The sequence below is a fragment of the Amycolatopsis kentuckyensis genome, from assembly GCF_041679295.1.
In the GTDB taxonomy this organism is placed as follows: Bacteria; Actinomycetota; Actinomycetes; order Mycobacteriales; family Pseudonocardiaceae; genus Amycolatopsis; species Amycolatopsis kentuckyensis_A.
In genome coordinates this window covers 952050-977895 of the sequence record NZ_JBGDMD010000003.1, presented here as the reverse complement: position 1 = coordinate 977895, position 25846 = coordinate 952050, and the positions used below count along the sequence as shown (strand labels likewise).

20 protein-coding genes are annotated in these 25846 nt (G+C 72.8%); 18 read left to right on the top strand and 2 right to left on the bottom strand.

The genetic code is table 11. The features are described from left to right. Nucleotides 1-6: 6 nt before the first annotated feature. Nucleotides 7-3636: a methionine synthase gene (gene metH / locus ACERZO_RS16190; protein ID WP_372665458.1), complete on the top strand. Its 3630-nt coding sequence runs from the start codon at nt 7-9 to the stop codon at nt 3634-3636. Here metH and ACERZO_RS16185 read toward each other — a convergent pair. Beyond that, complete coding sequence (locus tag ACERZO_RS16185; RefSeq protein WP_372665457.1) at nt 3618-4769, bottom strand: FAD-dependent monooxygenase; 1152 nt, start codon at nt 4767-4769, stop codon at nt 3618-3620. The genes metH and ACERZO_RS16185 overlap by 19 nt on opposite strands. 199 nt (nt 4770-4968) lie before the next feature. On the opposite strand from ACERZO_RS16185, the gene ACERZO_RS16180 reads away from it, so the two are divergent. Then, nucleotides 4969-6852 carry a hypothetical protein gene (locus tag ACERZO_RS16180; RefSeq protein WP_372665456.1) on the top strand — a complete coding sequence of 628 codons (1884 nt, stop codon included), beginning with the start codon at nt 4969-4971 and terminating at the stop codon, nt 6850-6852. 68 nt (nt 6853-6920) lie between these two features. Here ACERZO_RS16180 and ACERZO_RS16175 read toward each other — a convergent pair whose 3' ends face one another. Beyond that, a complete protein-coding gene (locus ACERZO_RS16175) occupies nt 6921-8321 on the bottom strand; it encodes a hypothetical protein (protein ID WP_372665455.1) in 1401 nt (466 codons plus the stop codon). Nucleotides 8322-8450: 129 nt separating this feature from the next. Here ACERZO_RS16175 and ACERZO_RS16170 point away from each other — a divergent pair, with 129 nt between their 5' ends. From ACERZO_RS16170 to ACERZO_RS16095, 16 genes are all read left to right on the top strand, one after another. Beyond that, on the top strand, nt 8451-8882 hold the full coding sequence (locus ACERZO_RS16170) for an LppU/SCO3897 family protein (RefSeq protein WP_372665454.1): 432 nt from the start codon (nt 8451-8453) through the stop codon (nt 8880-8882). 4 nt (nt 8883-8886) lie between these two features. Beyond that, on the top strand, nt 8887-9492 hold the full coding sequence (locus ACERZO_RS16165) for a hypothetical protein (RefSeq protein ID WP_372665453.1): 606 nt from the start codon (nt 8887-8889) through the stop codon (nt 9490-9492). A 201-nt stretch (nt 9493-9693) separates the two neighbouring features. Further along, nucleotides 9694-12258: an AAA family ATPase gene (locus ACERZO_RS16160; protein WP_372665452.1), complete on the top strand. Its 2565-nt coding sequence runs from the start codon at nt 9694-9696 to the stop codon at nt 12256-12258. Nucleotides 12259-12388: 130 nt separating this feature from the next. Then, nucleotides 12389-13801, top strand: a complete 1413-nt coding sequence (locus ACERZO_RS16155; RefSeq protein ID WP_372665451.1) for a hypothetical protein — start codon at nt 12389-12391, stop codon at nt 13799-13801. Between the two features lie 47 nt (nt 13802-13848). Then, on the top strand, nt 13849-15687 hold the full coding sequence (locus tag ACERZO_RS16150) for a dynamin family protein (RefSeq protein WP_372665450.1): 1839 nt from the start codon (nt 13849-13851) through the stop codon (nt 15685-15687). Next, the gene (locus ACERZO_RS16145; RefSeq protein ID WP_372665449.1) at nt 15684-17159 is read left to right on the top strand and encodes a dynamin family protein; all 1476 of its coding nucleotides are present in this window, start codon (nt 15684-15686) and stop codon (nt 17157-17159) included. The genes ACERZO_RS16150 and ACERZO_RS16145 overlap by 4 nt, the downstream gene beginning before the upstream one ends. Further along, the gene (locus ACERZO_RS16140) at nt 17156-18394 is read left to right on the top strand and encodes a hypothetical protein (protein WP_372665448.1); all 1239 of its coding nucleotides are present in this window, start codon (nt 17156-17158) and stop codon (nt 18392-18394) included. The genes ACERZO_RS16145 and ACERZO_RS16140 overlap by 4 nt, the downstream gene beginning before the upstream one ends. A 4-nt stretch (nt 18395-18398) precedes the next feature. Beyond that, nucleotides 18399-19955 (top strand): Hsp70 family protein, encoded by a 1557-nt coding sequence (locus ACERZO_RS16135; RefSeq protein WP_372665447.1) that lies wholly within the window; start codon nt 18399-18401, stop codon nt 19953-19955. Between the two features lie 171 nt (nt 19956-20126). Continuing rightward, complete coding sequence (locus ACERZO_RS16130; RefSeq protein WP_372665446.1) at nt 20127-21257, top strand: MFS transporter; 1131 nt, start codon at nt 20127-20129, stop codon at nt 21255-21257. Between the two features lie 10 nt (nt 21258-21267). Next, the gene (cutA, locus tag ACERZO_RS16125; RefSeq protein ID WP_372665445.1) at nt 21268-21591 is read left to right on the top strand and encodes a divalent-cation tolerance protein CutA; all 324 of its coding nucleotides are present in this window, start codon (nt 21268-21270) and stop codon (nt 21589-21591) included. Nucleotides 21592-21601: 10 nt separating this feature from the next. Then, entirely contained in the window at nt 21602-22303 is a 702-nt protein-coding gene (locus ACERZO_RS16120) for an RraA family protein (RefSeq protein ID WP_372665444.1), read from the top strand. 65 nt (nt 22304-22368) lie between these two features. Then, a complete protein-coding gene (locus ACERZO_RS16115; protein ID WP_372665443.1) occupies nt 22369-22833 on the top strand; it encodes a DUF6292 family protein in 465 nt (154 codons plus the stop codon). 45 nt (nt 22834-22878) lie between these two features. Continuing rightward, nucleotides 22879-23523, top strand: coding sequence for a response regulator transcription factor (locus ACERZO_RS16110; protein ID WP_372665442.1), 645 nt, complete (start codon nt 22879-22881; stop codon nt 23521-23523). Between the two features lie 72 nt (nt 23524-23595). Further along, on the top strand, nt 23596-23994 hold the full coding sequence (locus ACERZO_RS16105; RefSeq protein ID WP_372665441.1) for an ATP-binding protein: 399 nt from the start codon (nt 23596-23598) through the stop codon (nt 23992-23994). Nucleotides 23995-24035: 41 nt separating this feature from the next. Then, entirely contained in the window at nt 24036-25472 is a 1437-nt protein-coding gene (locus ACERZO_RS16100; RefSeq protein ID WP_372665440.1) for a PAS domain-containing sensor histidine kinase, read from the top strand. After that, on the top strand, nt 25469-25843 hold the full coding sequence (locus ACERZO_RS16095; RefSeq protein ID WP_372665439.1) for a response regulator: 375 nt from the start codon (nt 25469-25471) through the stop codon (nt 25841-25843). The genes ACERZO_RS16100 and ACERZO_RS16095 overlap by 4 nt, the downstream gene beginning before the upstream one ends. Nucleotides 25844-25846: the final 3 nt, after the last annotated feature.

Sequence of the window (25846 nt, the reverse complement as noted above, 5' to 3'; positions counted from 1 at the left end):
CTGCCGGTGAACACCCCGCATGAACCCGAAGCGCGTCTGCGCGAGCTGCTCGAACAGCGGGTGGCGGTCCTCGACGGTGCCTGGGGCACCATGCTGCAGGGCGCCGGGCTCACCCCGGCCGACTACCGCGGCGACCGCTTCGGCGAGCACACCCACGACGTCACCGGTGACCCCGACCTGCTGAACCTCACCCGCCCGGACGTCATCCTCGACGTCCACCGCCAGTACCTCGCGGCCGGCGCGGACATCACCACGACGAACACCTTCACCGCCACCAGCATCGGCCAGGCCGACTACGGGCTGCAGGCCTGTGTCCACGAGATGAACGTCCGCGGCGCGCAGCTGGCCCGCCAGGCCGCCGACGAGGCCGGCGGCAAGTTCGTCGCCGGGTCGATCGGGCCGCTGAACGTCACGCTCAGCCTGTCGCCCAAAGTCGAGGACCCGGCGTACCGCGCCGTCACGTTCGAGCAGGTCAAGGCGTCCTACGCGGAGCAGATCGCCGGGCTCGCCGAGGGCGGCGTCGACCTGCTGCTGATCGAGACGATCTTCGACACGCTCAACTGCAAGGCCGCGATCGCCGCCGCCCGAGAGGTCGCGCCGCACCTGCCGCTGTGGATCTCGGTCACCATCGTCGACCTGAGCGGCCGCACGCTCTCGGGCCAGACCGTCGAGGCGTTCTGGAGCTCGATCGAGCACGCGAAACCGCTGGTCGTGGGCGTGAACTGCTCGCTGGGCGCCGAGGAGATGCGCCCGCACGTCGAGGAGCTCGCGCGGATCGCCGACGCCTACGTCGCCTGCCACCCGAACGCCGGCCTGCCGAACGCGTTCGGCGGCTACGACCAGACGCCCGAGGAGACCGCCGGGCTGATCGGCGGGTTCGCCCGCGACGGCCTGGTCAACCTGGTCGGCGGCTGCTGCGGCACCACCCCGGAGCACATCGCGAAGATCGCCGCCGCGGCGAAGGACGTCTCCCCGCGGGAGGTCCCGGCGCCGCGCACGCACACGCGGTTCAGCGGGCTCGAGCCGTTCGGCATCGGCGCCGACACCGGGTTCGTGATGATCGGCGAGCGCACCAACGTCACCGGCTCGAAGCGGTTCCGCCGGCTCATCGAGTCCGGCGACCACCAGGCCGCCGTCGACGTCGCGCTGGAGCAGGTCCGCGGCGGGGCCAACCTGCTCGACGTCAACATGGACGCCGACCTGCTCGAGTCCGAGCAGGCCATGACGACGTTCCTCAACCTGATCGCCACCGAGCCCGAGGTCGCGCGGATCCCGGTGATGGTCGACAGCTCCAAGTGGAGCGTGCTCGAAGCCGGGCTGCGCTGCCTGCAGGGCAAGGGCGTGGTCAACTCGATCAGCCTCAAGGAGGGCGAGGAGCCGTTCCTCGCCCAGGCCCGGACGATCCGCAACTACGGCGCCGGCGTCGTCGTGATGGCGTTCGACGAGCAGGGCCAGGCCGACACCGCCGACCGGAAGGTCGAGATCTGCGGCCGCGCGTACGACCTGCTCACGCAGAAGGCCGGCTTCGCGGGCGAGGACATCATCTTCGACCCGAACGTCCTCGCCGTCGCCACCGGCATCGCCGAGCACAACGGCTACGCGAAGGCGTTCATCGACGCGCTGCCCCGGATCAAGGAACGCTGTCCCGGCGTCCACATCTCCGGCGGCATCTCGAACCTGTCGTTCTCCTTCCGCGGCAACGACGTCGTCCGCGAAGCGATGCACTCGGCGTTCCTGTTCCACGCCATGCAGGTCGGCCTGGACATGGGCATCGTCAACGCCGGCCAGCTCGCCGTCTACGAGGACATCCCCAAGGAGCTCCTCGAGCTGGTCGAGGACGTGCTGTTCGACCGCCGCGAGGACGCCACCGACCGGCTCGTGAGCTTCGCCGAGAACGTCAAGGGCAGCGGCACCAAGCGCGTCGTGGACCTCGCGTGGCGCGATGGCACGGTCGGCGAGCGGCTGTCCCACGCGCTGGTGCACGGCATCGTCGACTACATCGAGGACGACACCGAAGAGGCGCGGCAGCAGCTGGCACGGCCCCTCGACGTCATCGAGGGCCCGCTGATGGACGGCATGAAGATCGTCGGCGACCTGTTCGGCTCCGGCAAGATGTTCCTGCCGCAGGTCGTGAAGAGCGCCCGTGTGATGAAGCGGTCCGTCGCCTACCTCGAGCCGTTCATGGAGGCGGAGAAGGAGAAGGCGCGCCAGGAGGGCCGGCTCGCTTCGAACGGCGGCCAGGGCAAGATCGTGCTGGCCACGGTGAAGGGCGACGTCCACGACATCGGCAAGAACATCGTCGGGGTCGTGCTCGGCTGCAACAACTACGAGGTGATCGACCTCGGCGTGATGGTGCCCGCCGGGAAGATCCTCGACACCGCGGTCACCGAGGGCGCCGACGCCGTCGGGCTGTCCGGGCTGATCACGCCGTCGCTGGACGAGATGGTCGCCGTCGCCACCGAAATGCAGCGGCGCGGGCTGAAGCTGCCGCTGCTGATCGGCGGCGCCACGACGTCCCGCCAGCACACCGCGGTCAAGATCGCGCCCGCCTACGACAACGCGACGGTCCACGTGCTGGACGCCTCCCGCGTCGTCGGCGTGGTGTCCGACCTGCTCGACCCGGACCGCTCGATCGCGCTCGCGGAGAAGAACCGCGCCGATCAGGAGGTGCTGCGCGAGCAGCACGCGAGCAAGCAGCGCCGGCCGATGCTCACGCTCGAGCAGGCGCGGCTCAACCGCGAGCAGGTCGTGTTCGCCGACCTGCCGACCCCGCTGTTCACCGGCTCCCGCGTCGTCGAGCCGTCGATCGCGGAACTGCGCGAGATGATCGACTGGCAGTTCCTGTTCCTGGCCTGGCAGCTCAAGGGCAAGTACCCGGCGATCCTGGACCAGCCGGTCGCCCGCGAGCTGTTCGACGACGCGAACAAGCTGCTCGACCAGATCATCGCCGAAGGCAGCTTCATCGCGAAGGGCGCGTACGCGTTCTGGCCGGCGCACAGCGAGGGCGACGACATTCGGCTCGACGGCGAGTTCGCCCACGTCGGGTTCCCGATGCTGCGGCAGCAGACCTCGAAGCCGGAGGACCGCGCCAACCGCTGCCTCGCCGACTACATCGCCCCCGAAGGCGACCACCTCGGCGGCTTCGCGGTCGCGATCCACGGCGCCGAGACCCTCGCCGCGAAGTACGAAGCCGAGCAGGACGACTACCGCGCGATCATGGTCAAGGCCCTGGCCGACCGGCTCGCCGAGGCCTTCGCCGAGCACATCCACCTGCGGGCCCGCCGCGACTGGTTCGAGCCGGACGCCGAGCCCGTGCTGGCCGACCTGCACGCGGAGCGCTTCCGCGGCATCCGCCCGGCGCTGGGCTACCCGGCCAGCCCCGACCACAGCCAGAAGCGCGAGCTGTTCGAACTGCTCGAAGCCGATCGGCTGGGGATGGACCTGACCGAGTCGTTCGCGATGACGCCGGCGGCGAGCGTGTCCGGGCTGATCTTCGCGCACCCGGACTCGCGGTACTTCACCGTCGGCCGGCTCGGCCGCGACCAGATCGAGGACTACGCCCGCCGCAAGGGCGTCGAGGTCGCCGAGGTCGAGCAGTGGCTGCGGCCGAACCTGGCCTACGAGCCCGAGGCGTAGTCGGTCAGCTCGATGTCCGTGGCGAACTTGTCGGTCGCCTTGAGCATCAGGCCGAGCAGGAAGCGGGACTTGAACGTCCAGTCCCGCAGCTTGATCCGCGCCCGCGACGGCGGCGCGAGAAAGGGGCCCGCGCTGCCGCGCTGCGAGATTTTCGCGTAGCCGCGGAGCTGTTCTTCGTAGCGGGCGAAGGCGACGCGGTGGTCGCCGTTCGCGGACCGGAGCTCGCCGGCGAGCACGTACGCGCCGACGATCGCCAGGCCGGTGCCGAAGCCGCCGAGGGTGTTGCCGTAGGCGGCGTCGCCGAGCAGGACCACCCGGCCGCGCGAGTAGCGGTCGATCGTGACGCGGGCGAGGGAGTCCAGGTAGAACTCGCGGGCGCCCGCGAGCTTCGCGATCAGTTCGGGCACCCGCCAGCCGGCGCCGCGGTAGGCCTCGGCCACCAGCTTCCGCTGGGTGGCGGTGTCGCCGCGGTCGTAGTCCAGCTCGGGGGAGGCGAAGACGAAGAACGCCGACGCCTTCGGCCCGCCGACCGCGGCCATCCGGCCCGGCTCGTTGTACATCACGGCCTCGCCCCCGCCGACCTGCTCGCCCAGCTCGGCGAGGGCGTAGTAGTGGCCGAGGAAGCGGACGTAGTCGCGCTCCGGGCCGAAGGCCAGCCGCCTGACGTTCGAATGGATGCCGTCGGCGCCGACGACGAGGTCGAACCGGCGCGGCTCGGCGTGGGCGAAGGTGACGTCGACGCCGTCGGGCGTCTCGGTCAGCGCGGTGATGGTGTCGCCGAAGAGGTACTCGCAGTCCGCGTGCTCGTAGAGGATGTCGGCCAGGTCGCCGCGGCGGATCTCGATGTCGCCGCCGGTGAACTCGCCGGGGATCACGGCCTGGGTCCGGCCGTCGGCGTCGATGATCGTCTGGTCGGTGCCGCCGGTCCGGCGGGCCAGGACGTCGTCGAGGATGCCCATGCGTTCCAGGACGGTCCGGTGGGTGGCGCCCTTGAAGTCGACGGCCTGGCCGCCGGGGCGCACCGAAGGCGCGCGTTCGACGACGGTGACGGCGTAGCCGTAGCGGGTCAGCCAGAGGGCGAGGGCGGGGCCGGCGATGCTCGCGCCGGAGATCAGGACGGTCGGGTTTTTCATGCCTCGAACCTTCGCGAGGAGGGCTTACCGGTCCCTGGCGAAGCGCTGACGACGGCCGTCAGCGACTGTCGCGAGTGGACCGCGCGCGGACCGTGACGGCGGAAAATTCCCGGCCGCGACCAGGGCTTTCCCGCCGGTTTTCGCACGTTGACCCCCGCCGGTCGCGCGGGCACCATTTCCCGGGGGAGAGGGGGCGGCGATGCTGGACAGCGATACGCGACCGGCGGCCACCGCGCTCGGTGAGCTGCTGCGCAACGGGGAGCGCGCACTCGAGGCCGACGGCGATCTGCGTGCCGGCCGGGAGTGGTTCGACCGGGCTTACCGGGCAGCGGAGGCCGAGTGCGACGGGACCGGGATGGCGCGGGCCGCGCTGGGCCTGGCCGGGCTGTGGGTCCACGAACACCGGAGCGCGGCCGCGGCCGCGTTGCTGCAGGCGCGGTTGCGCAGCGCGCGGACCGCGGTCGACCCGGGGTCGTCGCTGGCCCTGCGGCTCAAGGCGCGGCTCGCGGGCGAAGCAGACTACGTGGCGGGGGACAGCAACGAGATCCTCGCGGTGCTCGAAGAAGCCAAGCGCGCCGGGGATCCGGTCGCCTGGGCCGAGGCCGCCAGCCTGGCCCACCACTGCCTGCTCGGGCCCGACCACGGCGGCCAGCGCCGCGCGCTCGCGCAGGAGCTGATCACCGAGGGGTTCCGCACGGACCGCCGCAGCGACCTGCTGATGGGCCTGCTGTGGCGCACGGTCGACCTCTTCCTCGACGGGGACCCGCACGCGCAGCGCGGCCTGGCCGACCTGCGGGGGCTATTGGCCGAGCGCGACCACCTCGCGGTCGGGTTCGTGCTCGACGCGATCGACGTCATGATCGGCATCCGCGCCGGCCGGTTCGCCGAAGCCGAGAACCGCGCGGCGGCCTGCGCGCTGCGCGGCGAGCAGGCGGGTGACGCCGACGCGATCGGCTGGTACACCGCGCAGCTCGGGTCGGTCCGCTGGTACCAGGGGCGCGTCGCCGAACTGCTGCCCGTGCTGCGGGAGACGGTGCACTCGCCGACGCTCAGCGCGGTCGACAACGCGCTGATCGCCGGGCTGGCCGTCGCCGCCGCGGCGGCCGGGGACGAGCGCGAGGCCGCCGGGGCACTCGCCCGGCTGCGCGGCCGGGACCTGGCGCTGCTGCCGCGGTCGAGCAGCTGGCTCGTGTCGATGTACGGGATCGTCGAAGCCGCCGACCTGATCTCGGACGTCGAATCGGCGCTCGCCGCGTACGCGCTGCTCACGCCGTTCGCGCGGCTGCCGATGACGGCCAGCCTCGGCGTCGCCTGCTTCGGCTCGGTGCAGCACGCGCTGGGCGTCGCGATGCTGACCGCGGGCGAGCCCGAGCGGGCCGCCGAGCACTTCCGGGCGGCGGTGCGTGACAACCTCGCGCTGGCGCACTGGCCGGCCGCGGCGCTGTCCCGAGCCCGGCTCGCCCAGGCGCTGGGACCGGCCTCGGCCGAAGGCGCGCGGGAGCTGGCCGCGGCGACGCGGGAGGCGGAGCAGCTCGGGATGGTGCTGCCCGCGTTCGCCTCCGGCGCCGCGCGCCGGCGCGTCACGTGCCGCCGCCAGGGCAGCCACTGGCTGTTCGCCCTGGACGGGCGGTCCGCGCTGGTCGAGCACAGCGTCGGCATGGGCTACCTCGCGACGCTGCTGGACAACCCGGGCCACGAGCTGACCGCGGTCGAGCTGGCGCACGGGGTGGTGGCCGAGGCGACGTCCGCGCAGCCGGTGCTCGACCAGGAGGCGACCGGGCACTACCGGCGCTGGCTCGCGAACCTCGAAGCCGAGCTCGACGAGCACGAAGCCAACCACGACACCGGCCGCGCGGAGCAGGTCCGCACCGAACGCGACTGGCTGCTGGGCGAGCTGTCGGCGGCCGCGGGGCTGGCCGGCCGCGTCCGCGAGTTCGCGGGCGCGGAGGAGAAGGCGCGGATCGCCGTAGGCAAGGCGATCCGCCGCGCGCTGACCCGGATCGCCGCGGCGGACGCGGTGATCGGCGACGTCCTGCGCGACGGCGTCCGCACCGGCACCCGCTGCAGCTACGACCCCACCTGAAACGTCTTGAATGAGTCATTCAGGACCTCCGAAGACCTGAATGACTCATTCAAGACCTCTGGCCGGGGTTACTCGACGGCGCTGGTCAGCAGGTTCTGGTACCAGGTGTCGTACGGGTGGTTGGTCGCCGGGTAGTTCGCCAGTGGTGTCGTCGCGTCGCCCGCCGAGTCGAAGTCCCAGCCGCGGACCAGCTTGCCCGACTGGCGGGCCGAGGTGATGAACGCCGACTCCGTCGCGGGCGCGCCGTAGAAGAGCGCGCCCTGCTGCAGCTCCGCGCTGTCGCCCTTCTGGAACTCGTCGAACGCGACCTGCCGGTAGCGGATCCGGTCGCCGGTGACGCTCGCGGTGTCGACGCGCAGGGTGTTCGACGGCGTCGGGCCGTCCGCGCCCGTCCACACCTTCACGCGCCGGGTGCCGTTGACCGCGGTGTCCTTGGCGTACCGCGCGTCGGACGTCTTGGCGTTGCCGGTCCACGTCACCGTCGCGCCGGCGAGGGCGCCGTTCCACGTCCAGTTCTGGCTGCTGCTCTGGCTCTGGTGGATTTCCCGCACGTGCGTCGCGTCGGTGAAGGCGACCGTCGGCTGGACGCCGTTGTCGTACTGGTGGCTGGCCTGCCAGGTGATCTCGCCGTCGCTGCCGAGCTTGCCGACGTGGTACCAGAGCGTGGTCGCGGTCTGGGACTGGTGGACCTCGACGAGGTCGCCGTTGTCGTTGAGCGCGACGGCGGGCGTCTGGCCGCTGTCGTACTTCCCGTGCCGCAGCCAGGTGACGCGGCCGTCGGCGCCGTAGGTCCCGGTCCAGTACCAGAGCCCGCCGCCGCCGGAGTCGTGCACCTCGACGATCTGACCGCGGCCGTTCAGCGCGACCGCCGGGTGGTAGCCGACGTCCCGCTTGTACTCGCTGCGGCTGCCCCCGTCGCCCGACAGCAGCGGCAGCACGCGCCCGCGCAGCGCGTCCACGGCCGGCGAGCCGGCCGGGTAGTCCTGCGCCCGCAGCAGCCGGCTGCCGAAGACCGACTCCAGCTCCTGGTTGACGGCGGTCAGGTTGCCCGCCGCGAAGTTCGCGTTGTCGGTCAGGTCGTCCTTGAGGTCGAGCATGACGACGATCGGCGCCGCCGACGGGTGGGCCGCGGACCAGGTGTTCACCACCGACAGCCAGTCGCGCAGGTTGTTCGACGCCGGGTTGCCGCCGCTGTGGTCGACGGCGTTGCCGGGCGAATCGTGGCCGACCCCGTAGTCGTGGGTGGTCGCGTAGCCGTTGTCGTGGATGTCGTACTCGATGAACCGGACGCCGTGGTCGAGCTGGTAGGCGATCGAGTCCTTCGCGCCGTCGACGTCGCCCGAGTAGCTGTTGTGCGTGGCGCGGAAGACCGACGCGGTGAACGGCGGGCTCGCGGCTTCGGCGGTCCCGCCGGTCAGGAGCGCGGCGGTGGCCAGCGCCGAGACGGCCAAAGCGGGCAGTCGGGTCATCCTCGGGTCCTCACGTCGGGGAACGGGGCGGTCCCATCTTGGCGGGAACGCCGGAACAGCGGGTGGAACACCGTGGAACACGGGTGGAACGCCTAGAAGGGGACAGCTGGACATCGAGGGAGGAACGTCATGACCTACGCGGGAGGACCCCAGTTCCCGGAACCGACCGGACCCGTGCCGCCGCAGGCCGGGGTGCCCGGCCCGGCGCAGCCGCCGGCCGCCGCGCCGAAGAAGTCCAAGCGGCGGCAGAAGATCGTGCTCACCGTGTTCCTGATCCTGGTCGCCGCCGTCCTCGCGCTGGTCTGGGTGGCCACCCGGTCCAACGGCGAGAACGCCCAGACCGGCGACTGCGTCACCGAGAGCGGCGACAACTACGTGAAGATCGTCGACTGCGGGGCGCCCGAGGCGACGCTCAAGGTCGTCGCGCGGATCGAAGACAAGACGCGGATCGAAGCGCAGATCAGCGCGTGCACGCCGTACCCGGACGCCGACCAGGTGTTCTGGCAGGGCAAGGAAGGCGAGACCGGCGTCGTGCTCTGCCTGGCGAAGACCGGCAAGTAGCCCGATGGCCGCCGGGAAGTTCTCGTTCACCGGCTCCGGCGGAATCCTGGTCTCGAGCGGCGGGCGGACGCTCGCCGCGGCGAGCGATGTGATCGTGATCGGGGACCGGGTCTTCCCGCTGGCCGAGGTGGACCGGGTCGCCTACGACGCGGCGGCCCGGCCGCGCCAGGCCAGCTACGCGCTCGGCCTGGCCCGCGGCCCGGTGCGGAGCCGGTTCGTGTTCGACGCCTTCGGCAGCGGCGAGCTGGCGGACGCGCGCGAAACGTGGCGGCGGCTGGTCGAGCTGGTCGAGTCGGCGGTCTGCCCGCGGATCGCGCGGGCGGCGGTCGACGCGATCACCGCCGGTGCCACCGCCCGGTTCGGCGCGGGCGGGCGCCGGCGGATCGACGCGGACGCCGGCGGACTGCGCCGGTGGCGGTGGTTCGCGCCGAAGGTGCCGTGGGCCGGCGTGCTGGGCACCGACCTGCGCGCCGGCGAGGTGCGCGTGTGGACGGGCGGCCCGGAGCCGGCGCTCGTCACCGGCATGGCCGGCTGGAACGCGGTGGTGTTGCCGCGCGTCGTAGGAATGATGGTGTCACTGGAAAAAGAATCACCGGAAAAGCGGGGATAACGGTATTTCCCCGATTCTCGGTAACTGCTCACGAAATGGGAGATCGACTGTCCGTTGTTTCGCATTTGCGACAACCGTTCGTCGATTTATGCCAAATCGCCGCGCGGATTCGGTACTCGACCGGGCCGCGCGTGCTCATTATCCGAAGAACGAGTGTGCGCGGGTGCGGAACGCCCGTGAGGGGTTGGGGAGGCAGTGGGTGTGGCGAACGACTGGCCGCTGGTCGGCCGCGAACAGGAACTGGCGTTCGCGCGCCGGGCGGTGGCCGATCCCGAGGTGTGCGGGCTGCTGCTGACCGGCCGCGCCGGCGCGGGAAAGACGCGCCTGGCCAAGGTGTTGCTGGCCGAGCTGGCCGGCGGCGGCGCGCGCACGCACTGGGTGCGCGCGATGTCTTCGGCGTCGACGATCCCGTTCGGCGCGTTCGCGCACCTGCTGCCCGGCAGCGCGGACGGTTCGGGGGACCGCGCGCACCGGCTCAACCAGGTCGCCGGCCACCTCACCCGCGGCGCGGAGGGGCGCCGGCTGGTGCTGTGCGTCGACGACGCGCACCTGCTCGACGACCTGTCCGCGACCCTGGTCCACCAGCTGGCCGCGACGGCGTCGGCGTTCGTGATCGTCATCGCGCCGCACGGCGTGAGCGTGCCCGACCCGGTGTTCGCGATGTGGAAGGACCGCGTCGCCGAGCGGCTCGACATCGGCGAGCTGACCCGCCCGCAGACCACCGAGCTGATCACCGCGGTCCTCAACGGACGGCTCGACGACGGCGCCGAGCACCGCCTGTGGGGCCTGACGCTGGGCAACCCGCTGTTCCTGCGCGAGCTCGTACAGGGCGGCCTCGACAGCGGTTCGCTGTCGGCCGAGGACGGCGTGTGGCGGTGGAGCGGGGCGCTCGCGGCGACCCCGCGGCTGGTCGAGCTGATCGAAACCCGCACCGATCGGGTCGACGCCGACGAGCGGCGGCTGCTGGAGCTGCTCGCCTTCGGGGAGCCGCTGGGCTGCGAACCGCTGGTGCGGCTCGGCGCCGCGCGCGTCCTCGCCACGACCGAGCAGGCCGGGCTGGTCGTGTCCGAACGCACCGGGCGGCGGCTGAACGTCCGGCTGGCGCACCCGCTCTACGCCGAGGTGATCCGCCGCCGGACGTCACCGCTGCGCCAGCGCGACACCTACCGGATCCTCGCACAGACCCTGGACCTCACCGGCGCGCGGCGCGCCGAGGACAAGCCGCGGCTGGTGCGCTGGCGGCTGGCCGCCGGGCTGCCGACGGACCCGCAGCTGGTCCGGGCGGCGGCGGAGACGTTGCTGCGCAAGGACTTCCCGCAGGCCGAGCAGCTGGCGGCGGAAGCCGTCCGGATGGGCGGCGGGTTCGGCGCGAAGTTCCTGCTCGCCCAGGTCCGGATCGCCGGCGGCCGACCCGCCGACGCGGACTCGCTGCTGTCCGAGCTGGCGGGCGAGACGGTGTCCGACGCGCAGCACGCCCGCGTCGCGGCCACGCGGGCGCGGAACCTGGCGTTCGGCCTGAACCGGTTCGAGGAGGCTTCGGCGGTCTTGGACACCGCGGAGACGGCGGTGTCCGGGACCCAGGACGACCTCGTGGCCGCCCGCGCGGCGCTCTTGGCGGCATCCGGTGCGTCGCGCGCGGCTTTGGAGCTGCTCGGGCCGGTGCTGGACCGCAACCGGCGCGGCGACGCGCTGCGGCTGTCGGCGCTGGTCGTCGCGGCCGGGGCGCTGGCGTCGACCGGGCGGACGGAGGCGTGCCTCGGCGTCGTCGACGAGGGGCTGGAGATCGCGTCGCGGATCTCGGACGCGTTCGCGCCGGGCGCGCGGGTCCGGCTGGAGCACGCCCGGGTCGTCGCGCTGTGCCGGGCGGGCCGGCTCGAGGAGGCCGAGGACCTGGCCGGCGACGACTACCGCGACGCCGTCCGGGACCGCTGGGGCCCGGCGGTGGCGGGCGCGGCGGCGTCGCTGGGAACGGTCGCGCTGGCGTACGGCAACGTCCGCGGCGCGATCCGCTGGCTGCGCGAGGCCCTGGCGGCCGACGCGCACGACCAGCCGCACGAGTTCCGCCCGGCGGTCGCCGCGGCGCTGGCCCGGGCGACGGCGATGAGCGGCCGGATCACGGAGCCACTGGGTGAGTGGGACGGCGCGTGGGTCGCCGTGGCGCGCGGCGAGCTGTCGCGCGCTTCTTCGCTGGGGGCGTCGGCCGCATCGGCCGCTGAGGCGGACGGCAGGCTCGCGGTGGCGGCCGAGATCCGCCACGACTTGCTCCGCTTCGGCGCGGACCCGGGGGAGATCCCGCCGGCGGGCGGGATGGCGGCGCTGTACTCGGCCCACGCGGCGGCTCTCTCGGACGCGTCGGCCTTGGACGCGGTCGCGGCGTCGTTCGCGGACGTCGGCGCGCGGTTGCTCGCGGCGGAGGCGTCGGCCCAGGCGGCCCGGGCGTACCGGGCAGAGGGCAAGAACGGCAGCGCGGCGACGTCGGCCCAGCGCGCGCGGGCGTGGCTGGCGTCCTGTGAGGACGCCGCGACGCCGGCCTTGTCGCTTTTGGACACGCCGCTCGACTTGACGGTCCGGGAGCTGGAGATCGCCAGGCTGGTGGCGACGGGCCTGACGAGCCGCGCGGTGGCGGACCGGCTGGTCGTGTCGGTGCGGACGGTCGACAACGTGCTGCACGGGGTCTACGCGAAGCTGGGTATTTCCGGGCGCCGTGAGCTGGCTTCGGTGGTGGGGCCGCTGGTGTCGGGGAGTAGTCCCGGCGACGGTCCATAGGTAGATCGCGGCCGGAACCGCACGGAAGCCGAGTAGCGCGCTACTCATGACCCGGGGGCCCGTCGGCTCGAGACTGGATGACAACGGAGGGGCACGGGCTTCACCGATCCGAATGTCAGGAGTGCACACGATGACGACTTCATCGGGCGACGTTTTCCAGAACGAGCAGGGTTCCGGCGGTTCCGGGGGAAACCAGTTCAACGAGCAGGCTTCGACCGGGGGCTCGGGGAACATTTTCCAGAACGAGCAGGGCTCGGGTGGGCACGGTGGGAACCAGTTCAACGAGCAGGCGTCGACGGGCGGCCGGGGGGACATCTTCCAGAACGAGCAGGGCTCGGGTGGGCACGGTGGGAACCAGTTCAACGAGCAGGCCTCGACGGGTGGCCGCGGTGGCGACATCTTCCAGAACGAGCAAGGCTCCGGCCGCGGCGGGAACCAGTTCAACGAGCAGGCGTCGACGGGTGGCCGGGGGGACATCTTCCAGAACGAGCAGGGCTCGGGTGGGCACGGTGGGAACCAGTTCAACGAGCAGGCCTCGACGGGTGGCCGCGGTGGCGACATCTTCCAGAACGAGCAAGGCTCCGGCCGCGGCGGGAACCAGTTCAACGAGCAAGCGTCGGCCGGCCACCACGGTGACGTGTTCCAGAACGAGCAGGGTTCGGGTGGTCACGGCGGGAACCAGTTCAACGAGCAGGCCTCGACCGGCGGCGGCGTGGGAGACATCTTCCAGAACGAACAGGGTTCGGGTGGTCACGGCGGGAACCAGTTCAACGAGCAGGCGTCCACCGGCGGTCGCGGTGGCGACATCTTCCAGAACCAGCAGGGTTCGGGTGGCCACGGGGGAAACCAGTTCAACGAGCAGGCCTCGACCGGCGGCCGCGGTGGCGACATCTTCCAGAACCAGCAGGGTTCGGGTGGCCACGGGGGCAACCAGTTCAACGAGCAGGCGAGCACCGGTGGCTCGGGGAGCATCTTCCAGAACGAGCAGGGTTCGGGTGGCCACGGGGGAAACCAGTTCAACGAGCAGGCCTCGACCGGCGGTCGCGGTGGCGACATCTTCCAGAACCAGCAGGGTTCGGGTGGCCACGGGGGAAACCAGTTCAACGAGCAGGCGAGCACCGGTGGCTCGGGGAGCATCTTCCAGAACCAGCAGGGTTCCGGCGGTCACGGCGGGAACCAGTTCAACGAGCAGGCCTCCACGGGCGGCCACGGGAGCATCTTCCAGAACGAGCAGGGCTCGGGTGGCCACGGCGGCAACCAGTTCAACGAGCAGGCGAGCACGGGCGGCCACGGCAACATCTTCCAGAACGAGCAGGGCTCGGGTGGCCACGGCGGCAACCAGTTCAACGAGCAGGCCAGCACAGGCGGCCACGGCAACATCTTCCAGAACGAGCAGGCCCACGGCCACCACGGCCACGGCGGCGACCAGTTCAACGAGCAGGCGTCCACCGAGCACCACGGCCACGAACACGAGCACCACCACGGCGGCGAGCACCACCACGACCACCACGCCGACCACCACCACGACGTCGAGCACTACTGAGCCGGCGCAAGCAAGTCACGCAAGCAAGTAAGCACGAGGGAGCGGTCATGCAGGAGCCGAGCGGCGGGGGGCACATCGCCCTCGACACCCTCGACCTCGCCGTCAAGGGGGCGAAGGCCTACGGGCGGGACGATCTCGTCCAGCGCCTCGCCGACGCCCGGCGCCTGCTGTCCGAACCGGACATCACCGTCTACGTCGTCGGGGAGTTCAAGCAGGGCAAGAGCTCGCTCATCAACGCCCTGCTGACCGCGAAGATCTGCCCGGTCGACGACGACATCGCGACCGCGGTGCCGACTGTCGTCCGCTACGCGCCGGAGTCCGGGGCTCTGGCGACCTACGAGCCGGCCGACCCGTCGTCGCCGCCGTGGACCGAGCGGATCTCCCTCGAAGACCTGCCCAACCACGTCTCCGAAGCCGGGAACCCCGGCAACGTCCGCAAGCTGAAGTCGGTCACGGCGTCGATCAGCCGCCAGCTGCTCTCCGGGGGGCTGGCGCTGGTCGACACCCCCGGCGTCGGCGGGCTCGGCTCGCTGCACAACGCCGTCACCGTCAGCTCGCTGCCGCGGGCGCACGCCGTCCTCTTCCTCTCCGACGCCTCCCAAGAACTCACCGGCGCCGAGCTGCGGTTCCTCCGGACGGTCAAGGAACTCTGCCCGACGGTCTTCTTCGTCCTCACCAAGATCGACCTCTACCCGCACTGGCGGCGCATCCTCGAGCTCAACGCCGGCCACCTCGAAGCGTGCGGGATCGCCATCGACACCGTCGCCGTCTCGTCCGAGCTGCGGACCGTCGCGGCGCGCTCGGCCGATCAGGAGATGAACGTCGAATCCGGCTTCCCGCAGCTGGTCAAGTGCCTGCAGGGCGTCGTCGGGGACGCCGAGCGGTCCGCGCTGAACGCCGTCGGCCTGCACGTCGGGTCCGCGGTCGGGCAGCTGCACGCCGCGCTGCGCGCCCGCCGGACCGCGCTCGCCCACCCCGAGCAGTCCGCCGCGCTCGTCGCGGAACTGGGCCGGGTCAACGACCGCGTCGACGCGCTGCGCAGCCAGTCCGCGAAGTGGCAGCAGCTGCTCTTCGACGGTTTCGCCGACATCTCGTCCGATGTGGACTACGACCTGCGCGCCCGCTCCCGCGGGGTGCTGCACGAGGCGGAAGAGGCCATCGAAGACGGCGACCCCGCCAAGAACTGGGAAGAGTTCGAGAAGTGGCTGCGCCAGCGCCTCGCGAACGAAACCCTCGAGAACTACGCGGCTTTCGTCAAGCAGGCCCGCGGCCTCGCGTCCCGCGTCGCCGAGCACTTCGAGCTCGCCGAGTCCCAGGCCGTGCTGCCGCGCGAGGTCCAGGCACCGGTGACGGTGGTCGAGGAGATCGAGATCGACTCGTCGTTCACCGGCGTCAAGACCCGCGGTGCCACCGGGATGGCCGCGTTCCAGAAGGCCTACAGCGGCTTCCTCATGTTCTCCATGCTCACCAAGATGGCCGCGCTGGCCATCCCGACGCCGTTCGGGGTCGCGGCCGGCCTGCTCATGGGCCGCTCCGGCTTCCTCGACGAACGCAAGCGGCAGCTGGAAAAACGCCGCGGCCTGGCGAAGACCGCCGTGCGCCGGTTCGTCGACGAGTTCAACCTCCAGGTGGGCAAGGATTCCCGCGACGCCATGCGGACCGTCCAAAGAGAACTCCGCGACGCCTACAGCGCCCGCGTCGAAGAACTCCAGCGGTCCCTCACCGAGGCGCTGGCGAACGCGAAGAAGGCCGTCGTCGAGGACGACGCCGAGGCGACCGAGCTCAAGCGCCTCGAAGCCGACATCGAAGCCCTCGAAGTGCTCGGCCGCCGCGCCGACGACTTGACCGTCCGCAGCGCGCCGAGGCCCAAGGCGGTGGCCCGATGACCCCGCTCTACGTCCAGGTCCGCGGGTTCGTCGCCCGCGCGTGCGCCGGGTACGCCGGCACACCCGCCGAGCCGCAGCTGCGGCAGATCGCCGGCCGGCTCGCCGAGCCGCTGCGCGTCGCCATCGCCGGCCGCGTCAAGGCGGGCAAGTCCACGCTGCTCAACGCGCTGGTCGGGCAGGAGCTCGCGGCGACGGACGCGGGGGAGTGCACCCGGGTCGTCACCTGGTACCGCAACGGCCCGACCTACCGGATCATGCTGCACCCGGTCCGCGGGACCCCGCGCCAGCTGCCGTTCGGCCGCCTGTCCGGGACGCTCGGCCTCGAGCTCGGCATGGCACCCGACGACGTCGACCGGCTCGTCGTCGACTGGCCGTCGCCCGCCCTGCGCGCGATGACGCTGATCGACACGCCCGGCCTCGGCTCGGCGCGCGCCGCGGTCTCCGGCCGCACCGAGGCGGCGCTGGTCCCGGAGGGAGACGGCGTCGGCACCGCGGACGCCGTCGTGTACCTGATGCGGCACGTCCACGGCGACGACGTCCGGTTCCTCGACGCCTTCCACGACGACCCGGCGCAACGCCGTCCGGTGAACACGATCGGCGTGCTGTCCAAGGCCGACGAGGTCGGGCACGCCCGCGCCGACGCCCTCGACTCGGCGGAGAAGATCGCCGGCCGCTACGCCCGCGACCCCCGCGTGCGCGGGCTCTGCCAGACCGTCGTCCCGGTGGCCGGCCTGCTGGCCAGCTCGGCCGCCTCGCTGAAGGAGTCCGAGTACCGCGCCTTCCGGGTGCTGGCCGCCGCTCCCGAAGCCGAAGTGGCGCGGCTGCTCACCTCGGCCGACCGGTTCGCCCGCGCGGAGTCCGAAGTGGACGTTCCGGCGGCCGCGCGCACCGAGCTGCTGGGCCGCTACGGCCTCTTCGGCGTCCGCCTCGGGATCGAGCTGACCGGCAGCGGTCACGTGACCGGCGCGCGGGCGCTGTCGGGGGAGCTGCTGGCCCGCAGCGGCCTGCACCGGCTGCGGTCGCTGCTGACGTCCCAGTTCGCCGCGCGCGCCGACGTCCTCAAGGCGCGTTCGGCGCTGCAGGCGGTCGAACTGGTGCTGCGGGCCTACCCGGACCGCACCGGCGGGCTGCTGCACGAGTGGGAGCGGATCGTCGCCGGCGCGCACGAGTTCGCCGAGATCCAGCTGATCGACGCGATCCGGCTCGGCGTCGTGCTCTTCACCACCGACGAGGCCCGGGACGCGGAACGGCTGCTCGGCGCGGCCGGAGTCGACGTCCTGAGCCGGCTGGGCCTGCCGGTGGACGCGGGCCGCGCCGCGGTCCGGCAGGCGCTCGGCGCGCAGCTGCTGAGGTGGCAGCGGCGCGCCGAGCACCCCGCCTCCCCGCGAGACGTCCGCGACGCCGCTCGCGTCCTGGTGCGCACCTGCGAGGGAATCCTGCTCAGCGAAGCCCGGGCGGAGGTCTTGTCGTGAACGAGCTGCCGAAGAAGATCAAGAAGACGGCCGCGGCCGTCGCCGGCGCCGTCGCGTCGGAGGTCGCCGGGAACGTCCTCACTCCCGGGTCGCCCGGTGCGTCGGCGCCGCCGCAGCAGCCGGAGCCGGCCGCCGCGGAGACCGCGCAGGAGGTGCCCGCCCACGAGTACGTGCCCGAGGTCGAGACCAGCACCGTCACCCGGGGCGTGGACGGTCACGTCGAAGCGCAGACGGGCACGGTCTGGCACCCGGAGACCACCGACGGCCTGCCGCTGAAGGAACTGCCGACCGTCGAGGAGTTCGAGCAGATCGAAGTCCGCGAGGACGAGTTCGGCAACTTCATCATCGACGCGACCGAGCGGTTCGTGGTGCACACCAACGGCCACGACGAGGTGTACACCGACCACCAGCACCTCGTCGTGCCCGGGGACGGGACGCCGGGCGACACGGACATCGACATCGTCCAGGACGCCGACATCGTCATCCACGAAAACCCGGACGGCACGATCACCGTGGAGCACCAGGGCTCGCTCACCTACGAGCTCACCCCGGACGCGCCGGGGCACGGCGACATCGAGATCTTCCAGGACGAGACGGTGCTCCTCGACGAGGCCGAAACCGGGCCGCCCGGGATCGACGTCGGGGTCACGGTGGACCAGCAAGCGCGGGCCGACGACCCGTTCGGTGAACCGGCCGGGCCGACCATCCACCAGACCGAGGTGATCGCGGACAAGGGCCGCGGCGCGACGGTGACCGCGCAGGTCACCGCGCCGGCGCCGTCGCTGCCCGGGCCGCCCTCGGCGCCGGTCGTGACGTTCAGCCGGCAGCCGTCCACAGTGGACGCACCGGCGCCGCCGATCGCCGTCGAGACGACGACGCTCGCGGCCTCGAACTCGCTGGCCGAGCACCCCGTGGTGAAGCACAGCTTCGCCACCGAGCCCGAGCCGAAGCACCACGACGCCGGCGAAGTCACGGGCAGCCGGCCGCACCCCGCGGAGCAGGAGCAGGACCACCCCTTCGAGCCGCCGCGGCACCGCGAGCACGAGCCGGACCACGAGCCGGTGCCGGACCACGCGCCGGACGCCGGTCACCCACCGGACGACCCGCCGCCGGAGCCGCACGACCCGCGCCCGGCGGAGCCACCCGGCCCGCCGGAGCACGAAGACCACCTCGAGGACCCGGAGCCGGCTCCGGCGGAACACCCGACTTTCGAGCACACGCACGGCGGAGGCTGACAAAATGGGCTACGGACTGGGCATCGACCTCGGCACGACCTTCACGGCCGCCGCCGTCGACAGCGCCGGCCACGTCGAAATGGTGTCGCTCGGCGACCGCACGGCGGCCATCCCGTCGGTGGTGCTGCTGCGGGCCGACGGCGGCGTGCTGGTCGGCGACGCGGCGAGCCGGCGCGCGGCGGTCGAGCCGGACCGCGTCGCGCGGGAGTTCAAGCGGCGCCTGGGCGACCCGACGCCGGTGCTGCTCGGCGGCGCACCGCACTCGGTGGCGTCGCTGATGGCGCACCTGCTCGGGTACGTCGTGCGGACGGTCGCCGGGCAGCAGGGCGGCCGGCCCGACCGGATCACGCTCACGCACCCGGCGAACTGGGGGCCGTACAAGCGGGAGCTGTTCGAACAGGTGCCGCGGCTGACCGGGATCGACCACGTCGGCCTGATCACCGAGCCCGAAGCGGCGGCGGCGCACTACGCGGCGCAGGAGCGGCTGGACGACGGCGCGGTCGTCGCGGTGTACGACCTAGGGGGCGGCACGTTCGACGCGACCGTGCTCCGCAAGCGCGGCGGCGGGTTCGAGATCCTGGGTTCGCCGGAGGGCATCGAGGGGCTCGGCGGCGTCGACTTCGACGAGGCCGTGTTCGGGCACGTCGACCGGGCGCTGGACGGGAAGCTGTCGCAGATCGACCCGGACGACCCGGGCGCGGTGGCGGCGGTGGTGCGGTTGCGCCAGGAGTGCGTGCTGGCGAAGGAGGCGTTGTCGGCCGACACGGAGGCGGCGGTCCCGGTGCTGCTGCCGTCGGTGCAGACGGAGGTCCGGCTGACCCGCGGCGAGTTCGAGGAGATGATCCGCCCGTCGATCACGGCGACGATCGGCTCGCTGCATAGGGCGCTGCGGTCGGCGAACCTCCGCCCGGCGGACCTCGGCGCGGTCCTGCTGGTCGGCGGCTCGTCCCGGATCCCGTTGGTGTCCCAGCTGGTCTCGGCGGAGCTGGGCCGCCCGACGGCGGTGGACATCCACCCGAAGTACGGCGTGGCCCTGGGCGCGGCGGCGTTGGCGTCGGGCCGGTCGGGCCTGGTCCAGGCGACGCGTGCCCAGCCGGTGCCGCCGCCCCCGCTCCCGGTCCCGCGGGTGCCGGCACCCCGGGAGGAGACGCGCGAGCTGGCGACCCCGGGGTTCGGCGCGGGGGCGCCACCGCCTTCGCTGGGGCGCGCGAAGTCCGACGCGAGCCCGGGCCGCCGGGCGTCGCGCCGAGGGGTGGTCGTGGGGTTGTGCGCGGTGGCGGTGGTGGCGATCGGCGGCGTGGCGGTGGCGGTGAGCAGTTCCGGCGGCGGAGGGGCGGGAAGCACCCCACCGGCCACGAGTTCGGCGACGGAGACGCCGACGCTGGTGACGTTGCCGTCCCCGGAGGTCCCGGAGACGACGCACGCAACGGTGGCGGCCCCGCACACGAACCCCCCGCCGACGACCCGGCGCAAGACCCCACCGCGAACAACGACGCCGACGCGCACGACAACACCGACGACGACCACAACGCCGACAACCACGACGACGCCGACGACTTGAGTCCTGCGGGCGGCGGGTCCGCGGAGAGAGTGGGGCCTTCGGCTTCCGTACCCGCCGCCGTCAGCGAAGCCCCGGTTTCGCGCCCAGGATGTGAGAGGTTTTCCAACCCAACGAGTGAAGCCACGGCCGCCGCCGTTGACCTCGCCTTCGCCGCCCCCGCAACTGGACCGGGTGATCACCACCGGCACCCGCCAGCTCGCCCTCCTCGCCGCCGTTCAGGTGTGCGCCATGAGCCTGTGGTTCTCCGCCTCCGCCGTCGTGCCCGCCCTCCGCTCCGAATGGGGGCTCTCGCGCGAACTCGCGATCCTGCTGACCGTCACCGTGCAAGCCGGGTTCGCCGCCGGGGCCGTCTTCTCCGCCGCGCTCAACCTCGCCGACCGCCTCGCCCCGCGGCACCTCGTCGCCGGCAGCTCGCTGCTCGCCGCCGCCGCGACCGGGCTTCTTCCGTGGTGTCCGCACGGGCTCGCCGCCCCCTTGCGGTTCCTCACCGGGTTCGCCCTCGCCGGGGTCTACCCCGTCGGCATGAAAGTGGTCGTCTCGTGGTTCCCGCGCCACCGCGGCCTCGCCCTCGGCGTCCTGCTCGCCTCGCTCACCGTCGGGTCCGCTCTGCCCAGCCTGCTGAACCCGCTGCCGTGGCGGACCGTCCTCGTCTCGAGCGCTCTCCTCGCCACCTTCGGTGCCGCCATCGCCGCCGCCTTCGTGCGGCCGGGCCCCGCCCAGGCCCCCTCGCCACCCTGGCAACCCCGCTACCTCCTGGAAATGGCGAAGGACCGGCGGCAACGGCTCGTCTGCCTCGGCTACTTCGGCCACATGTGGGAGCTCTACGCCTTTTGGGCCTGGCTCCCGGCCTACCTCGCCGCCACCGGGGGACCGCGAGGCCTGACCCCCTTCGTCGTCGTCGGCGTCTGCGGCGCCACCGGGTGCCTGCTGGGCGGCGCGCTCTCGGACCGCCGTGGCCGGGTCTTCGTCGCGACGGCCGCGATGCTCTTGAGCGCCGGCTGCGCCCTGCTGTCCTTCCCCGCGAGCGGGACCGGCCTGCTGCTGCCGGTGCTGCTCGTCTGGGGCGTCGCCGTCATCGCCGACTCCGGCCAGTTCTCCGCCGCGCTCGCCGAGACGGCCGACCCGCGCTACGTCGGCACCGCGCTCACCGCGATGACCGCGCTCGGCTTCCTGCTCAGCGCCGGCACGATCCAGCTCCTGCCCCTCGCCGCGGACGCGCTCGGCTGGCGCGCCGCCGTGCCGCTGCTCGCCCTCGGCCCGCTGCTCGGCGCCGTAGCCCTCCAGCGGATGCGCCGCCGGTAACCTCGCGCTCATGGCGGCAGAGCACGTGATCGTGACGTCCACGACCGATTCCGAACCCGCGGCCCGTGAGCTGGCCGCGAAGGCGATCGAAGAACGGCTCGGCGCCTGCGCGCAGATCGTCGGCCCCGTGACCAGCGTCTACCGCTGGGAGGGCGAGGTGCGGACCGACCAGGAGTGGCGCGTCGAAATCAAGACGACGGCCGCCCGCGTCCCCGCGCTGACCGAGCGGATCGGGCAGCTGCACGGCTACGACCTGCCGGAGATCGTCGCCACGCCGATCGTCGGCGGCAGCGCCGCCTATCTCTCCTGGCTCGGCACCGAAACCGGTGGCTAGATTCGGGGACATGGAAGACCTTCGCCAGCGCTTCGAAACCCTCACCACCGCCCACCTCGCCGACGCCTGCGTCCGCGCCGGCCTCCCGGTGCGCTGCGCCCCGGCGCCGACGCGCGCCGTCGTCCCCGGCACCCGGCTGCTCGGGCCCGCGATCCCGGCCCGGCACGTCGGCAGCGTCGACGTCTTCCTGGAGGCCTTCGACCAAGCCGTCCCCGGTGGTGTCCTGGTGGTCGACAACGGCGGCCGTCTCGACGAAAGCTGCGTCGGCGACCTCGTCGTCCTCGAAGCGCGCGCCGCCGGGCTCGCCGGCGTCGTGATCTGGGGCCTGCACCGCGACACCGCCGACGTCCGCGCGATCGGGCTGCCGGTGTTCAGCCTCGGGTCGATCCCCACCGGCCCGCTCAGCCTCGGCCCGCGCGTCGACGGCGGCCTGGACGAAGCGATCGTCGGCACCTGGCGCATCGGGCCACGGGACCTGGTGGCCGGCGACGACGACGGCGTCGTCTTCCTCCCGCTGGACCGCGCGAGCGAGCTCTTCACCCTCGCCGAAGGCATCCGCGACACCGAACGCCGCCAGGCCGACCGGATCCGGGCCGGCGAGCCGCTGCGGCAGCAGGTCCGCTTCGCCGACTTCCTCGCCGCGCGCGACGCGGACCCGGCGCTGACCTTCCGCGCGCACCTGCGTGCCGTCGGCGGCGCGATCGAGGAGTAACCCGGAAGTGTGATCTTCGCCCGAAGGGGGTATTCCGGCGCAGCGGCGGCGTGGGAGGCGAGATCATGAACACCCTCATCGACTTCGGCAGGGACATCGAATACCACTTCGCCCGCGGCCTGCGGGCTTACCTCGCCCGGGTCGCCCGCGCCGTCGGCGTCGGGTTCGAGTCGTGTTCGCTCGACCTCGACGTGCCGACCTCGGGCTACGTGGCGCTCGACCGCGCCCTCCCGGACCTGCCGGGGCACGAGCTCGCGCTGATCTGGGACGAGGTGCACGGCTGGTCCGCGGTCATCGAGCCCGCGGGCGGCGGCGCGCCGAAGGTGCTGGCCTACCTCGGCGGGACCGAGGTCCTGCCGGAACCGCGCGCGGTCGCGCGGTTCCTCGACGTGCTGCGGCTCGCCGGCCCGCCCGCCGGCTCCTTCCGGCCACCGGTGTTCCGGTCGGCCGGCCGTCACGAAGACCTCGTCGACTGGCTGCCGGTCACCGGCCCCGAAGGCCTGTTGCGGCCGAGCTCGCCGGCGTGGTGACGCCTAGGATGGGCCCGGCACCGATCCGTCCACCGAGGGAACCCCGTGACCAGCGCCGAACCAAGTCCCGTCCGCGTCCTCCTGGTGGAGGACCACGACATGGTGGCCGAGGCGCTGCAGCTGGCCCTCGACCGCGCCGACGGGATCACCGTGGTCGGCCGCGCCCGCTCCCGGGCCGAGGCCGTCGCCGACACCCGGGAGCACGAGCCGGACGTCGTCCTGCTCGACCGGCGCCTCGCCGACGGTGACGCGCTCGGCGTCGTCGCGGAACTCGGCGAGACCGGTGCGCGGGTGCTGGTGCTGACCGGGGACGCGACGCCGTCGGTCGCCGTGCAGGTCGCGAAGGCGGGCGGCGCGGGGCTGCTGCTGAAGTCGTCGCAGCTGGGCGTGCTGGAGTCCGCGGTGCGCGACGTCGCCGCCGGCGGCGTGGTCTTCGACCCCGAACTGCTGCCCGAGATCTTCGACCGGCTCACCGGCCGGGCGCCCGCCCGCGGCGCGGACCTGACCGCGCGGGAGCGCGAAACCCTCGACCTGCTCGCGGAGGGCGCGACGACCGAGGAGATCGGCGAGCGGCTGGGCGTCTCCCGCAACACCACGCGCAACCACGTCCAGCGCGTGCTGGAGAAGCTCGGCGCGCGGTCGAAGCTCGAAGCGGTCGCCGTGGCCCGCCGGGAAGGCTTGATCGGCTGATGCACCTGCACCAGTGACGCGGTCCGGGTTTGCATCTCGTGCGGCCCCACGTCGCCCGGCAGGCTGGACGCCGTGACCACGCCGGTGCCGCTGACCGCGGAGTGCGCCCTGACCGATCCGGAGGGCGGGCTGGCCGTCGTGCGGCGGTTCGCGCGGCTCACGCTGACGGCCTGGGCCTGTGACTCCGTCGTGGACGACGCGCTGCTGCTGCTCACCGAGCTCGCGACCAACGCCCTGCAGCACGGCGCCGGCCGGCCGGTCCTCCGGCTGAGCGTCGGGGCCGGGCACGTGCGCATCGAGGTGTTCGACGACGACCCGGCGCCGCCCGTGCGCCGCGCGCCCGGCGCCGACGGCGGCTGGGGCCTGGCGCTGGTCGAGCGGCTGTCGCTGGCCTGGGGAACCGCGCGCCACGGCCTGGGAAAGGTGGTCTGGTGTGCGCTGTCCGCGCCGTCGGCCGAACTCGCCGGCTGACGCGCCGTGCCGGCCGGGCGCCCATCCGGCAGAGTTGCCCCATGGACGACGACGGGCGCGGCGAGGACCGGTTGCGGCTGCTGGTGCGCAGCGTCCAGGACTACGCGATCCTGCTGCTCGATCCGGAGGGCCGGATCGCGAGCTGGAACGCGGGCGCGGAGCTGATCCAGGGCTGGTCGGCGGGGGAGATCATCGGGCAGCACTTCTCGGTCTTCCACCCGCCGGAGGACGTGGCGGCGGGGAAGCCGGCGTGGGAGCTGGAGACCGCGGCCCGGGAGGGCCGGGTGGAGGACGAGGGGTGGCGGGTCCGCAAGGACGGCACCCGGTTCTGGGCGAACGTGGTGATCACGGCGTTGTTCGACGAGCAGCACCGGCTGGAGGGGTTCGGGAAGGTCACGCGTGACATGACCGAACGCCGCAACGCCGAGCAGGCCCTGCGCGAGAGCGAGGAACGGTTCCGGCTGCTGGTGCAGAACGTGCAGGACTACGGGATCTTCATGCTCGACCCGGGCGGGCACATCTCGAGCTGGAACGCGGGCGCCGAGCGGATCAAGGGCTGGTCGACGGCGGAGATCATCGGGCAGCACTTCTCGGTGTTCTACCCACCGGAGGACGTCTCGGCCGGGAAACCGGCGTGGGAGCTGGAAGTCGCCACCCGGGAGGGCCGGCTGGAGGACGAGGGGTGGCGGGTCCGCAAGGACGGCACCCGGTTCTGGGCGAACGTGGTGATCACGGCGCTGTTCGACGAACAGCGCCGGTTGCAGGGCTTCGGGAAGGTCACGCGTGACATGACCGAACGCCGCAACGCCGAGCAGGCCCTGCGCGAACGCCGCCGGCTCGTCGGCCACCTCGTCGACGCCCAGGAGGTCGAACGGCGGCGGATCGCCTGGGACGTCCACGACGAGTCGATCCAGTCCATGGTCGCCGTCGGCATGCGCCTGCAGCTGCTCGCCTCCCGGCTGCCGGAGCCGCACGCGAGCGCCGTCACCGGGCTGGACGAGTCCGTGCAGGCCGCCATCGGCAGGCTGCGGGGCCTGGTGTCGCGGCTGCGCCCCCCGGAGCTCGATCGGCACGGCCTGGTCGAGGCGGTGTCCGGCTACGCCGACGACGTCGCGGGCCGCTGGGGGCTGGCGCACTCGGTGACGGACGAGCTCACCGCCGAGCCGTCGCCGGAAGCCGCGATCACCGTGTACCGGATCTGCCAGGAAGCGCTCAGCAACGTCCACAAGCACGCGCGCGCCACCCGCGTCGACCTCCGGCTGTCCACAGTGGACAACGGGACGCTGGTGCGGATCACCGACGACGGCGTCGGCATGGCCGCCGACGACGCCGCCGCGGGCCACTTCGGGATGGTCGAGATGTACGAACGCGCCGAAGCGGCGCACGGCTGGTTGTCGGTGACGAGCGCGCCGAGCCGCGGCACGACCGTCGAGTTCTGGCTGCCGATGCTGCCCGACGAGCCGGGGCTGCAGCCATGACCGAGGTGCGGGTGCTGATCTCCGACGACGACGAGATGATCCGGGCCGTCCTCAAGGAGGTCCTCGACTCCGAGGCCGACATCGCCGTGGTCGCGGTCGCCGAAGACGCCGACGAGGCGATCCGGCTCGCCGAGCATCACCGGCCCGCCGTCGCGGTGCTCGACGTCCGGATGCCGGGCGGCGGCGGGGCCAGAGCGGCGCGCGAGATCGCCCGGTGCAGCCCGGACACCGCCATCCTCGCCTTCTCCGCCTACGCCGACCGGGCCTCGATGGCCGGGCTGGCCGCGGCCGGCGTCACGGAGTACCTGGTGAAGGGCGTGCCGAACGCGAAGATCGTCGAGGCCGTCCGGCGGCTCGGGCGGGCGTCGTGAGCG

Bases quoted from the DNA above. Each gene is read 5' to 3' on its own strand.
- ACERZO_RS16180 (WP_372665456.1), top strand. From the start codon at position 4,969: ATGCTGGACAGCGATACGCGACCGGCGGCCACCGCGCTCGGTGAGCTG.
- ACERZO_RS16100 (WP_372665440.1), top strand. From the start codon at position 24,036: ATGGACGACGACGGGCGCGGCGAGGACCGGTTGCGGCTGCTGGTGCGC.
- ACERZO_RS16175 (WP_372665455.1), bottom strand. From the start codon at position 8,321: ATGACCCGACTGCCCGCTTTGGCCGTCTCGGCGCTGGCCACCGCCGCG.
- ACERZO_RS16155 (WP_372665451.1), top strand. From the start codon at position 12,389: ATGACGACTTCATCGGGCGACGTTTTCCAGAACGAGCAGGGTTCCGGC.
- ACERZO_RS16145 (WP_372665449.1), top strand. From the start codon at position 15,684: ATGACCCCGCTCTACGTCCAGGTCCGCGGGTTCGTCGCCCGCGCGTGC.
- ACERZO_RS16095 (WP_372665439.1), top strand. From the start codon at position 25,469: ATGACCGAGGTGCGGGTGCTGATCTCCGACGACGACGAGATGATCCGG.
- ACERZO_RS16150 (WP_372665450.1), top strand. From the start codon at position 13,849: ATGCAGGAGCCGAGCGGCGGGGGGCACATCGCCCTCGACACCCTCGAC.
- ACERZO_RS16120 (WP_372665444.1), top strand. From the start codon at position 21,602: ATGGAAGACCTTCGCCAGCGCTTCGAAACCCTCACCACCGCCCACCTC.
- ACERZO_RS16135 (WP_372665447.1), top strand. From the start codon at position 18,399: ATGGGCTACGGACTGGGCATCGACCTCGGCACGACCTTCACGGCCGCC.
- ACERZO_RS16115 (WP_372665443.1), top strand. From the start codon at position 22,369: ATGAACACCCTCATCGACTTCGGCAGGGACATCGAATACCACTTCGCC.
- ACERZO_RS16185 (WP_372665457.1), bottom strand. From the start codon at position 4,769: ATGAAAAACCCGACCGTCCTGATCTCCGGCGCGAGCATCGCCGGCCCC.
- cutA (WP_372665445.1), top strand. From the start codon at position 21,268: ATGGCGGCAGAGCACGTGATCGTGACGTCCACGACCGATTCCGAACCC.
- ACERZO_RS16165 (WP_372665453.1), top strand. From the start codon at position 8,887: ATGGCCGCCGGGAAGTTCTCGTTCACCGGCTCCGGCGGAATCCTGGTC.
- ACERZO_RS16170 (WP_372665454.1), top strand. From the start codon at position 8,451: ATGACCTACGCGGGAGGACCCCAGTTCCCGGAACCGACCGGACCCGTG.